General features: G+C 61.7%; 8 protein-coding genes. 4 read left to right on the top strand and 4 right to left on the bottom strand.

Annotation, left to right across the window (positions count from 1 at the left end; all coding sequences use genetic code 11):
• Positions 1 to 65 precede the first annotated feature (65 nt).
• Positions 66 to 1,553: an exodeoxyribonuclease I gene (sbcB, locus tag OP496_RS10870; RefSeq protein WP_280563646.1), complete on the top strand. Its 1,488-nt coding sequence runs from the start codon at positions 66 to 68 to the stop codon at positions 1,551 to 1,553.
• 82 nt (positions 1,554 to 1,635) lie between these two features.
• Here the strand turns inward: sbcB and OP496_RS10865 are convergent, their stop codons facing one another.
• Positions 1,636 to 4,461 carry an insulinase family protein gene (locus OP496_RS10865; protein ID WP_280563645.1) on the bottom strand — a complete coding sequence of 942 codons (2,826 nt, stop codon included), beginning with the start codon at positions 4,459 to 4,461 and terminating at the stop codon, positions 1,636 to 1,638.
• A gap of 16 nt (positions 4,462 to 4,477) precedes the next feature.
• Positions 4,478 to 5,149 carry an SOS response-associated peptidase gene (locus OP496_RS10860; protein ID WP_280563644.1) on the bottom strand — a complete coding sequence of 224 codons (672 nt, stop codon included), beginning with the start codon at positions 5,147 to 5,149 and terminating at the stop codon, positions 4,478 to 4,480.
• 187 nt (positions 5,150 to 5,336) lie between these two features.
• Between OP496_RS10860 and OP496_RS10855 the strand changes: the two genes are divergently transcribed.
• Together OP496_RS10855 and OP496_RS10850 are read left to right on the top strand one after the other, a co-directional pair.
• Positions 5,337 to 5,951, top strand: coding sequence for a TetR-like C-terminal domain-containing protein (locus tag OP496_RS10855; protein WP_280563643.1), 615 nt, complete (start codon positions 5,337 to 5,339; stop codon positions 5,949 to 5,951).
• Positions 5,948 to 7,840, top strand: coding sequence for an MFS transporter (locus tag OP496_RS10850; protein ID WP_280563642.1), 1,893 nt, complete (start codon positions 5,948 to 5,950; stop codon positions 7,838 to 7,840). The genes OP496_RS10855 and OP496_RS10850 overlap by 4 nt, the downstream gene beginning before the upstream one ends.
• Here the strand turns inward: OP496_RS10850 and OP496_RS10845 are convergent.
• Together OP496_RS10845 and ccsA are read right to left on the bottom strand one after the other, a co-directional pair.
• Positions 7,837 to 9,120 (bottom strand): HlyC/CorC family transporter, encoded by a 1,284-nt coding sequence (locus OP496_RS10845; RefSeq protein WP_280563641.1) that lies wholly within the window; start codon positions 9,118 to 9,120, stop codon positions 7,837 to 7,839. The two genes, OP496_RS10850 and OP496_RS10845, sit on opposite strands and share 4 nt — an antisense overlap.
• Positions 9,121 to 9,198: 78 nt before the next feature.
• A complete protein-coding gene (gene ccsA / locus OP496_RS10840; RefSeq protein ID WP_280563640.1) occupies positions 9,199 to 9,999 on the bottom strand; it encodes a cytochrome c biogenesis protein CcsA in 801 nt (266 codons plus the stop codon).
• Positions 10,000 to 10,214: 215 nt separating this feature from the next.
• Here ccsA and ffh point away from each other — a divergent pair, with 215 nt between their 5' ends.
• Positions 10,215 to 11,630: a signal recognition particle protein gene (gene ffh, locus OP496_RS10835; protein ID WP_280563639.1), complete on the top strand. Its 1,416-nt coding sequence runs from the start codon at positions 10,215 to 10,217 to the stop codon at positions 11,628 to 11,630.
• The last annotated feature ends 85 nt before the right edge of the window (positions 11,631 to 11,715 follow it).

Raw genomic sequence — 11,715 nt, 5'->3', positions numbered from 1 at the left:
TTCGGCTGAGTCGGTTGGCTGGGTATGCTAGGCTGAGCGCTTTTGGCAGTGGGGAGACTGCGGCCATGGCGCAGGGTAAGAGTGAGCCGACCTTTCTTTGGCATGATTATGAAACTTTCGGTGCCGATCCTCGGCGCGACCGCCCTGCGCAGTTCGCCGCGATCCGCACCGATCTCGATTTCAATCCGATCGGCGAGCCGCTGACGTTCCATTGCAAGCCGGCGGATGATTTTCTGCCGCACCCCCAGGCCTGTTTGATCACTGGCATTACGCCGCAAGCAGCGCGCCGTCGAGGTCTCGCCGAGATCGAGTTCGCCGCGCGCATTCATGCCGAAATGAGTGTGCCTGGCACCTGTTCACTGGGCTACAACACGCTGCGTTTCGACGATGAGGTCAGTCGTCATCTCTTCTACCGCAATTTCATCGACCCGTATTCCCGTGAGTGGCAGAACGGCAACTCGCGCTGGGATTTGATCGATGTGGTGCGTACGTACCACGCCCTGCGTCCGGAAGGCATCGAGTGGCCTACGCGCGAGGATGGTGCGCCGAGCTTTCGCCTCGAGGATTTGACCTCCGCTAACGGCATCGAGCACGCCGGGGCTCACGACGCCCTGGCCGATGTGCGTGCGACCATTGAGCTAGCGCGCTTGCTCAAATCGCGCAATCCCCAATTGTTCGAATATCTGCTCAAGCTGCGTGACAAGCGAACGGTCGCCAAGATGCTGGACATCCAGGCGCGCAAGCCGATGCTCCACGTCTCGCGGCGTTATCCTGCCAGTCGGGGGTGTAGCGCTCTGGTGGTGCCGCTGGCCGAGCATCCGAGCAACCCCAATGGGGTGATCGTCTATGATTTGTCGGTGGACCCGACGCCGCTGCTGTCATTGAGCGCCACACAGATTCGCGAGCGGGTATTCGCCAGCGCCGATGAACTGGCCGAGGGCGAGGCACGCATTCCACTCAAGGTGATTCAAATCAACAAGAGCCCGGTAATCATGCCGGCCACCTCGCTCAAGGACACCAGTGGCCCCCGTCAAGGCGAATATGGTGACATCGTGGCCCGGCTGGGGCTGGACATGGAGGCTTGTCGGGGGCACTGGAAGCAGCTTCAGGCCGCGCCGGATGTGGCGGCCAAGGCTGCCGAGGTGTTCGCTGATGGTCCCGGAGCGCCGCCCAGCGATCCGGACTTGATGCTGTATTCAGGGGGCTTTTTCTCGCCAGCGGATCGTCGCGAAATGCAGCGTGCCCGCGAAATGGCGCCCTGGGATCTAGCTGATGCGCGTTTTGCGTTTCAGGATCCACGCTTGGAGGAAATGCTATTTCGTCTGCGGGCGCGCAATTATCCCGATACGCTGAGTGGCGACGAACAGGCGCAGTGGGAAACCTACCGCTGGGCGCGTATGAATGATGCCGAGGTGTCGAGCCTGACGCTGACGGAGTTTGCGCGCGAGATCGAACGGCTCAACCAGACCTCGCTGGATGCCGAACAGCGCCAGGTGCTCGAGGAACTGGTCATGCACGTCGAAGCGATGATGCCGCCGCAAGCCTTCGATTGACACGATATGTGCTGATCAGACACGAAACGCCCGGGCCATGAGCTCGGGCGTTTTGCATGGTGGGTACCGCTGGTGATCGTGTTCAGTCGCTGTCGGGGAGGGAGCGGAAGTTACGCGTCAGCCCCATGACATCGCTGGGCTGGGTATCTGCGTCGTAGCTCACCGTGAGCGGCTGTGTGTGCCGTAGCGCGCGCCACGCCTGCCGAATTGCCGAGGCATCCATGGCCTCGACGCGATCCGCCAGTTTCTCGCGTCGCGAGAAGTCTGGTTCGGCGTAGGCGAGTGTCTGCCAGAGGCGGTTGGTCAGCTCGCCCAGGCTGTTGTCGCGCTCCCTCAGACGACTGCTGACCGCGTCGCGATAAGGCGCCAGCTCGTCATCGTCGAGTGCTTGAAGGCGTGCGTCGAAGTCATTCAGGAAGGCATCCATGCGTGCGGCGATGCGCTTGCTGGTAGTGTCCGGGGATTGCACCAGCATCGCCAGGCCCGGCGCATCGAGCACGGGTGAATAGCCGGCCGTGACGATATAGCCGAGTTGCTCTTCGGTGCGCAACTGGTTGTAGAACGGCGATTCGAGCATTTTGCCGAGTACCGCCAGACGGGCTTGGCTGTCGAGTCCGCGGTCCGGGCCTTGCAGATAGCGCAATACGGCGGCGTCGTTGCGGGTGCTGCGCGGATGCAGGGTCGGCGGCGTCTCGGGAATCGCTAGCGGTGACAAGGCGGGGATATCCGAGGCTTCGAGCCGGGGTGTCAGTGCATTGGCTACTTGCAAGCCCTCACGGCGTGCCAGGTTGGCATCCAGGTTGCCTACCGCCATGGCTTGCAGATAAAGATCCCCGAGGAATGCGTCGCGATAATCGCGCAGGTCGTCGACGCTCAGCGTATCCAGCGCCTCGAGCATCGAGGACGTCGTCCACTGAGGGCGCAACAGCGACTCACTGAGCGTGCGATACATCTGCTGATGCAGCGGCGCCTGGGGCGCGTTTTGCCATTGCTGCGAAAGCCGATACTTGACGCGCGAGAAGCTTTTTTCGCTGATATCACCTTCCTTGAGGCGTTCGACGACGTCTTCCATCAGCCGTGCCTGACGATCGCGCCAACCCGAGAAGGTAAGCGTGATGCCGCGTGCGTGTGCATAGGCGTCGAAGGATTGTCCGGCCAGCCGGGCTGGATAGAAGCGTTCGTTGAGGCTGTCGGTGACCCAGCCGGCGAGCAAGCGTGTCAAGGCAGCATCGCTGGCGCTGTCGGAAGCGTCGGGATTCTGCAGGCTAAAGCGCCACTCCACACGCGGTGTACCGAAGCGATCGTTGGCGAGGTGCCAGAGCTCGACGCTGGGCGCCTCGACGATGGCCTGCGGTTCATCGCCACTGGCCTCGTGAACTTCCAGATCGCGGGCGATGAAGGGGTTATGCGGCGGCAGGCCGAGATCATCGAGTGGCGCGGCCTCCGGCCAGTTCGAGAGGCGCGTCAGCGTATAGGGTGCGTCGAAGTAGGGCGAGGTATCGTCGCCGTCGACGTCCGGGCCGCTGTAGACGCGCAGCAGGTGCGACGGCGTCATGTCGGCGAGATAATCCCGAATACGGGCGGCATCGAAACCGTCCATGCGGTACGGCGCGTATTGCACATCCTCGAGCGGATAATCGGCTAGATTCATGGCCAATTGGCTGACCTGATCGATGGGCTCGCCCGGTTGCTGAAAACGAAACGCTTGTTCGTTGAGGCGAGCTTGCTCAGCGTAGCGCCACGTTTGCAGCCCGTCCTCGCGAATCCGCGTTATCTGATCGAACAGGCTGGCCTGGATGCGATCGATATGCTGTGCGCCTTCCGGCGTGAGGCTGACCGAGACGGTGAAGAACGCGTGCTGGCCATCGCCGTTCATGGTGCCCGCCGAGAGGCCATCGGCCCATCCCTTGTGGCGCAATGCCGCCAACAGGCTTCCTTCGCCTTCATGGCCCAACAGGTTGGCGAGGTAGTCGGCCGGCTTGGTCTGGTAGTCGCCCTGCGGATCGGGAATCGGAAACAGGAAGCGCACCTGCTTGTCCTGCGACAGGCTCTTGACCGCCAGGCGCGCGGGCAACTCGTCGTCGGTGACCAGGGGTGTGTCGATCTCGCTACGCGTTAAATGACGATCGGGCACCTCGGCGAAGCGATCTCGCAACATGGCCTCCAGCTCGTCGAGCGACTGGGGACCGATGACCGTCAGGTGCATGACGTTGGCGCCGTAGTGCGCCTTGTAGAAATCGACCAGACGTTCGCGAAGCGAGGACGTATCGTTGTTCTTGAGTGTCTCCAGGCTACCGACCGAGAAACGGGTCATGGGGTGTTCGGGATTGAGTGCCTGATTGGTGGCCTCCTGGAGGCGCCGGCTATCGTCGCGCAGGCGCGCTTGATACTCCGAGTTGACGGCGTTGCGCTCGCGGTCGACGTACTCGGCATTGAATCGCGGTGCAATGAAGAAGCGGCTGAAGCGATCCAGAGCCTCGGGTAGCGCTTGCGGCTCGATGTCGAAGAAGTAGTTGGTATCGCGCAAGGCGGTGAAAGCGTTGTGATCGCCGCCGTGGGCGGAAATGAAGTTCTGGTAGGCGTCGGCTTCCGGGTAACGGTCGGTACCCAGGAACAGCATGTGTTCGAGGAAATGCGCCAAGCCGGGGGTAGCGTCGGGGTCGTCGGCGCTACCAACGTCCACGTTCATGGCGGCGGCAGCCTTGTCGGCCTGCGGATCGCTGACCAACAGGATCTCGAGGCCATTGTCGAGCGTCAGGGCACGGTAGTCGCGGGTGTCGTTGGGGCTGACGGTTGGCTCGACGACCTCGGCCACCGGATCGCTGGCGCGCGCCGTCTGGTAACCGGCGACGAGAACGATGAGCGCGCCGAGCAGCCAGCGGCATGCAAGGGGAGAGGACGAAAACACGGTGAAGACTCCTTGTTCAGTGATGCCAGTAGGTCATCGGGCCGGTGGGATGTCCGCAGGCCCAGTCTTGATGCTTTGGATCGTTGACACGTCTTGATACAGGAAAAGCGCCCAACAGTTCCAAGGAGGCAGGGGTCAACATCTCATGAGCACGCTCGTCCGAGGTGGTTGGCGTCAGCCACTCGTGGGCATCGCCCGCCTCGATGACGGCTGGGAAGCGATCGCTGAGCGGTGTCAGCAGCGCATTGCTGGGCACCGTGATCAAGGCCGTGGAGTCGTTGAACTCCGTCAGCGTGGTGTGATAGCGGCACCAGACCCCGGCCAGCAGCAGTGGCGCCCGGTCGACGCGCGTGACCAGAAACGGCTGCTTCATGCGTGGTTGCGGCTTCCAGACATAGACACCGGCGACCGGGATCAGGCAGCGCCGCGCGTGGAAGGCCTCGCGAAACATCGGGCGCTGCTCGAGTGATTCGGCACGGGCGCAGTGCGGGGCATGGTCCAGCACCTTGAGCCAGGGCGGGGTCAACCCCCAGAATGCCGTCGTCCAATGCGCTTCGCCCGCATCCTGACGAATGATCGAAATAGGGCGACGCGGTGCCAGATTGGGGCCGACGATCGGCTGACTGTCCTGGCGAAGCGCGTCGAGCGGCGGCGTTGTCCAGGGCTTGATGTAAAGACGGCCGGCCATGCTCTCTCCTCGCGGTTCGACGCGTCAGGGTAAGCTACGCTGGCGGGCGCTGACCAGCGCTGCTTTTGATTTATCGCACGGCTTGCCACTTGCGTTTGCGTGCGTTCCCGATATGCTGGGGGAAACGCTGTTCGACCACGCGCGGTTCAGTAAGAAGACGCCGCGCCTGCTCATCACGAGGAAACCGATGGCTCGTCCCAGACAGCATGCACCCGAGGTGCTGCATGGCCAGGTCATGGCGGCATGTGACGCCTGGCTACGCGATAATCCCGTGCATACGCTGTCGTTGCGCTCCCTGGCGCGAGACGTGGGATGCGCGCCCAGCACGTTGCTCAAACTCTATGGTAGCTTTGGCAATCTGCTGCAATACGTCAACGTCGAGACACTGGGTCGCCTGCGGGTGGCCGTGGAGGGGCTCGAGGGTGCCGATCCCGAGCCGCGTCTCAAAGCATTAGCGACAGCTTATTGGATGTTTGCGCAGCACGAGCCCTATCGCTGGCAGATGCTGTTCGAGTATCCGCTGGCCCAAGAGGGCGAGCTGGACCAACGTCAGAACGATATGATCGAGGGCCTGTTCGTGCGCGTCGAGGCGGCGCTTGCCGAGTACCAGCCGCTGATGGGGGAGCTCGAGGCACGGCGTATGGCCCGCACCTTGTGGGGTAGCGTGCATGGTCTGGTCCAGTTGGGGCTCAACGAACGCCTGGGCGTCTGGCAGGGTCAATCGCTGGAAGTCACCGAGCTGCTCGATCAATTGCTGACGACCACGCTGATGGGGCTCAAGTACGGCCCGAGAGAGCCGTGATTCCCCGATTGCTTACCCAGCGTCGATTCGCTCCCTTCTTCTGGACACAAGCCTTGGGCGCGTTCAACGACAACGTGTTCAAGAATGTCCTGTTGTTATTACTGACCTTCGTCGCCGTTCCCCGCTATGGCTGGGACACGGGATTGCTCAACAATCTTGCGGCGGGGCTTTTCATTCTGCCTTTCCTGTTGTTTTCGGCATGGGGCGGCTTGCTGGCCGACCGTCTCGACAAGCGGCGCCTGGTCAGACGCCTCAAGGGGCTGGAACTCTTGACCATGAGCATGGCGGCCGCCGCCGTCTGGTATGAGGCCTATGCCGTACTGCTGGCCTTGTTGTTCATGATGGGAACCCAGTCGGCGCTGTTTGGGCCGGTGAAGTACGCCATTTTGCCGCAACACCTGTCGCCGACCGAACTCGTCAAGGGCAACGCCTGGATCAGCCTGGGCACTTTCTTGTCGATTCTGCTGGGGACGCTGCTGGCAGGAGTGCTGGCATCGCTCGACGGTGACTGGGCGCGGGGGAGTATCGCCGCCACCTTGGTGGCGCTGGCGCTCTTGGGGCTCGTCGCTAGTCTCTGGGTGCCTAGCGCACCGCCCAGTCAGGGGGGCACAACACAGTGGCGGCCTTGGCATGGCGGACGTGAAGTGATGCGCGACGCCTGGCGTCAACCACGGATATTCCGTGCCTTGTCGGGCATCAGCCTGTTCTGGTTTCTAGGTGCCTGCTACCTGACTCAGTTGCCTGCCTGGACTCGCGATGTTGTGCATGGCGACGAAGCCGTGGTCAGTGCCTTGTTGGCTGCGTTCGCGCTGGGCGTTGGCACGGGCGCGCTGCTGTGTGCTCGGTTGTCGGCGGGGCGCCTGGAGGTCGGTTTGATACCGGCCGGCGCCATGCTCTTCGGCTTGGCCGGTCTCGATCTGGGGCTGAGTCAGCCGCTGGCAGGCAGCGATACCGGGTTGGCAGCATTGAGCCTGTCACCGGGCTTCTGGCGTCAGATCCTCGATTTCGCGGTGATCGGTCTGGGCGGCGGCTTGTATATCGTGCCGTTGTACACGCTGATTCAGCTCGAAAGCGACGATGACTATCGTGCCCGGATGATCGCCGCCAACAATATTCTCAATGCACTGTTCATGGTGCTGGCGGCGGGCTTCGGTGTGGTCGTGCTGAGTGTGATCGATGCCTCGCTCAATACCTTCATGCTGGCCTTGTCGGCGGTATCCCTGACGCTGGCGGTGGTCATCCTGTGCATGGTGCCGCGCCCGGCACTGCGTCTGTCGATTTTCGTGCTGATTCGCGTGCTCTATCGGCTGCGTTTTCGCGGCCGCCAATCCGTACCCGCACGCGGCGCGGCATTGGTAGTGTGCAATCACGTCAGCTTCATGGACGCCTTGATCCTGGGCGGCGGATGCCCACGTCCGCTGCGTTTCTTGATGGACCGCCCTATCTACGAATCTCGATGGCTCAACTGGTTCTTTCGCATTGCTGGCGCGATCCCGGTGGATTCCGAGCGTTGCGACCCTGGCGGTGTACGACGAGCCCTGGACGAAGTGAGTCACGCCCTGCGTCAGGGCGAGGTGGTGATGTTGTTCCCCGAGGGGCGCTTGACGTGCGACGGCGAAATGCAGCGTTTTCGGCGTGGCGTGGACATCATTCTGGCGCGGGATCCCGTGCCGGTGGTACCTGCCGGATTGGCCGGACTTTGGGGATCCTGGACATCAAATTGCGGTGGCAAGGCATTGACCAAGTGGCCACGGCGTTTCCGGGCGCGGGTGGCGCTCCATTTCGGGGACCCTATTGCGGTGGGCGAGGCCAGGCGCGCCGACATGGAGCGGCAGGTGAGCGAACTCAAGCGCAAGGCTGAAGCCGAGATCGGCGTTTCGCCGGATTAACCCAGCACCCGGGCACGGCGTGCTGATTGCCAGCAGCGTGCCGAGGTGATCAGGTTGTCCTTGATCTGCAGGATTTCCATGCGGATCGCCCCCAACTGTAGGCAGGCGGGTGCGTCGGGGAAGGCTTCCAGGTGCTCGAGAATCAAGCCGTTGAGCGTCTTGGGGCCGTCGGTAGGCAGCTGCCAGGCGAGCACTTTGTTGATGTCGCGGATGTTGGTAGTGCCTTCGATGATGTAGCTGCCGTCTTCCTGGGGATGAATCTCGCGGTGCGTGGCCGCTTCGTCGGTGGTGAATTCGCCGACGATCTCCTCGAGAATGTCTTCCAGTGTTGCCAACCCCTCCACGTCGCCATATTCGTCGACCACGATGCCGATACGGCGCTTTTGTTGCTGGAAATTGAGCAACTGGGTGTGAAGCGGCGTCGACTCGGGAATGAAGTAGGGTTCGCGGGCCTCCTGGACGATGGCGGCCTTGGTCACCTCGGGCTTCGAGAGGAAGCGTGCAGCGTTTCGCAGGTGCAGGATGCCGATAATGTTGTTGATGTCACCCTTGTAGACCGGCACTCGCGTGTGCTGACTGGAGCGGATCTGGGCGAGAATGGGCTCGAGGTCGTCGTCGAGATCGATGCCGGCGATTTCCTGACGTGGCACCATGATGTCGTTGACGGTCACGTTTTCCAGATCGAGGATCGATAGCAGCATGGACTGGTGACGCCGGGGAATCATGGTGCCGGCCTCGTGAACGACCGTGCGCAACTCATCACGCGTCAGGTTGTCGGCACTGCCGTCGATATCCTTGACGCCCAAGAGCCGTAGCAGGCCATTGGAAATCGCATTGACGAGCCACACCAGCGGATAGAAGAGCTTGAGTAGCGGTTCTAGTGCCAAAGACGCGGGGTAAGCGATGCGCTCGGGCTTGACTGCGGCGAATGTCTTGGGCGTGACCTCGGCGAAGATCAGAATCACGATGGTCAGCACAGCGGTCGAGATGGCCGGTCCGGAGACATCGCCGAAGAAATGGATGGCGATGATCGTGGCGATAGAGGCAGCGAGGTTGTTGACGAAGTTGTTGCCGATGAGGATGACGCCGATCAGCCGATCGGGACGGCCCAATAACCGCAAGACCCGCTTGGCGGTGCGCTCCCCGCTATTGGCCTGGTGCGACAGGCGATAGCGGTTGATCGACATCATCCCGGTTTCCGAGCTGGAGAAGAAGGCGGATAGGCAGATGAGCACGAGCAGCAGCGTTAACAGCAGCCCTAAGGGTATGTCATCGCTCAAGGTGGAGAGGTCCTCGCTGAAAAGCCAACATCGTTTGTAGGGTTTCCCCTTGAAAGTGTCAAGTTGCTGCGTTTTCGCCTAGATATCGTGAAAGATCAATTGCAGCGCAACCTTGGTGCCAAAGTAGCCGAGCACCAGTAGCAGGCAGCCGCCCAGGGTCCAGCGCATTGCACGCGTGCCACGCCAGCCCAGCCAGTGTCGGCCGATGAGCAGCCCCGTGAAAACCAGCCAGGCGGCGAGAGAGAAGACCGTCTTGTGGACGAGGTGCTGGGCGAAAAGATTGTCGATGAAGATGAAGCCGCTGACGATGGCCGCCGTCAGTAACAGCAAGCCGGCGCCGATGAGTTCGAACAGCAAGCGCTCCATGCTCGTCAGCGCGGGCAATACCTGGATGATCCCGCGTGTATGACGGCGTTTTAACGCGTGGTGCTGAAAAGCCACCAATACGGCTTGTACCGCTGCGATGCTGAGCAATGCCGAGGCTACGCTGGAGGTCACGATATGAAAGACGATACCGGGCGAGACGTTGGCTTCGACCATGTGGCTGGGATAAAGCATTAGTGCAACCAGCGTCAGCGCGGCCAGTGGGAAGAGGCCGACACCGGCATTCAACAATGGCTTGACCAGGCTGACTGCGATCAACAGGGCGGCGATCAACCAGCTAAAGAGTGAGGCGCTTTCGAAAAGCCCCAGATGCAGGCCGTGCCCGAGGAACACACTGTGTGCCACGACCACGGTGTGGGCACTGACCGCGAGTAAGCCCAGCGAGCGTACCAGGATCGTCCTGGGGGACACACGCCTGGCAAGCGCGAGCGCCTGCCAGGCGCCCGCAGCTAGGTAACAGACAATGGCGAGAATCGCAAAAGGCAGCGCCTGCATCGGTGGCCAGTCCCTGCGCCGGTCGGCGTCGAAGAAAATGAAGCATCAATATCACGTGAGCATGTCACGCGGACTCGGGAACGTTACTATAGCGAATCCCCGCGCCGTAGCGAATCCCCCCGCCGCTTACGTATCGCAACGGGTGCATGGAGAGAGTCGTCGCGAACGCGTATAATCGTTTTTTCATGCCTAGGCAATTCCTGCCGGAGAGCGCCATGTTTGAAAGTTTGACCGATCGCCTGTCGGGCACGCTGAAGTCGATCACCGGTCAGGCCAAGCTGACCGAGGACAACATCAAGGACACGCTGCGCGAGGTGCGTCGTGCGCTGCTGGAGGCCGACGTGGCTCTGCCGGTGGTCAAGGCGTTCGTCGAGCGGGTGCGCGAGCGCGCCGTGGGCCAAGAGGTCTCGCGCAGCCTGTCCCCGGGCCAGCAATTCGTCAAGATCGTCCAGCAGGAGCTGGAAGCCATCATGGGCGAGGCCAACGAGGCGCTGTTGCTCAAGAGCGCGCCCTCGGTGGTCTTGATGGCCGGTCTGCAGGGTGCGGGTAAAACGACCTCGGTCGCCAAGTTGGCGAGCTTCCTGCGCGAGCGGGAAAAGAAAAAAGTGCTGGTGGTTTCCGCCGACGTCTATCGTCCGGCCGCCATTGACCAGCTCGAGACGCTGGCCAAAGAGGTAGAGGTCGACTTCTTTCCTTCGGCCAGCGCCCAACAGCCGGTGGACATCGCCCAGGCAGCGATCAAGCATGCCAAGATCCAGTTTCATGACGTGGTGATCGTGGATACCGCCGGTCGACTATCCGTCGATCAGGCGATGATGGAAGAAATTCAGGCCTTGCATGGGGCGGTATCGCCGGACGAGACGCTTTTCGTGGTCGATGCCATGACCGGTCAGGATGCCGCCAATACCGCACAGGTTTTCCATGAAGCGTTGCCGTTGACCGGAGTGATTCTCACCAAGGCTGATGGTGACGCTCGGGGCGGCGCGGCGCTCTCGGTGCGACACGTCACCGGCAAGCCGATCAAGTTCATGGGCATGGGCGAGAAAGTCGATGCCCTCGAGCCGTTTCACCCGGATCGCGTCGCGTCGCGGATTCTAGGCATGGGTGACATGCTGTCGCTCATCGAGGAAGCCGAGCGCAATGTTGACCAAGGCAAGGCGGAGAAACTGGCCAAGAAGGTCAAGAAAGGCAACAGCTTCGATCTCGAGGACTTCCGCGAACAGCTCCAGCAGCTCAAGAAGATGGGTGGGATGAGTGGTTTGATGGGTAAGCTGCCCGGTATGGGGCAGATGGCCGAGGCAGCGCAGGGGCCAGGTGCCGAGAAGGAATTCGGCAAGCTTGAGTCGTTGATCAACTCGATGACCCCGAAAGAGCGCCGCAAGCCGGAAATCATCAGTGGCTCGCGTAAGCGCCGCATCGCGGCGGGCGCCGGCTTGCAGGTACCTGACCTCAACCGTCTGCTCAAGCAGCACAAGCAAATGCAGAAGATGATGAAAAAGGCTGGCAAGAAAGGTGGTATGCAGAAAATGATGCGAGACATGGGCGGCGGCCCAGGCGGCCCAGGTGGTCCAGGTGGTATGGGCGGCCCAGGCGGTATGGGTGGCCCTGGCGGCGGCTTGCCGCGCCGTTGATAACGTCTTCCGTTGTCAAGGAAAAGGTTTCCAATACGAGCCTTTTTCCGTAGAATGCTGCATCTTCGCAGGTGGGTCGTGCCCG

Source organism: Chromohalobacter sp. 48-RD10 (genome assembly GCF_029889785.1).
GTDB lineage: Bacteria > Pseudomonadota > Gammaproteobacteria > Pseudomonadales > Halomonadaceae > Chromohalobacter.
This window is presented reverse-complemented; position numbering and strand designations above follow the sequence as displayed.

Excerpts from the sequence above, each read along its gene's own strand:
- ffh (WP_280563639.1), top strand. The coding sequence starts at position 10,215 with ATGTTTGAAAGTTTGACCGATCGCCTGTCGGGCACGCTGAAGTCGATC.
- OP496_RS10860 (WP_280563644.1), bottom strand. The coding sequence starts at position 5,149 with ATGGCCGGCCGTCTTTACATCAAGCCCTGGACAACGCCGCCGCTCGAC.
- sbcB (WP_280563646.1), top strand. The coding sequence starts at position 66 with ATGGCGCAGGGTAAGAGTGAGCCGACCTTTCTTTGGCATGATTATGAA.
- ccsA (WP_280563640.1), bottom strand. The coding sequence starts at position 9,999 with ATGCAGGCGCTGCCTTTTGCGATTCTCGCCATTGTCTGTTACCTAGCT.
- OP496_RS10855 (WP_280563643.1), top strand. The coding sequence starts at position 5,337 with ATGGCTCGTCCCAGACAGCATGCACCCGAGGTGCTGCATGGCCAGGTC.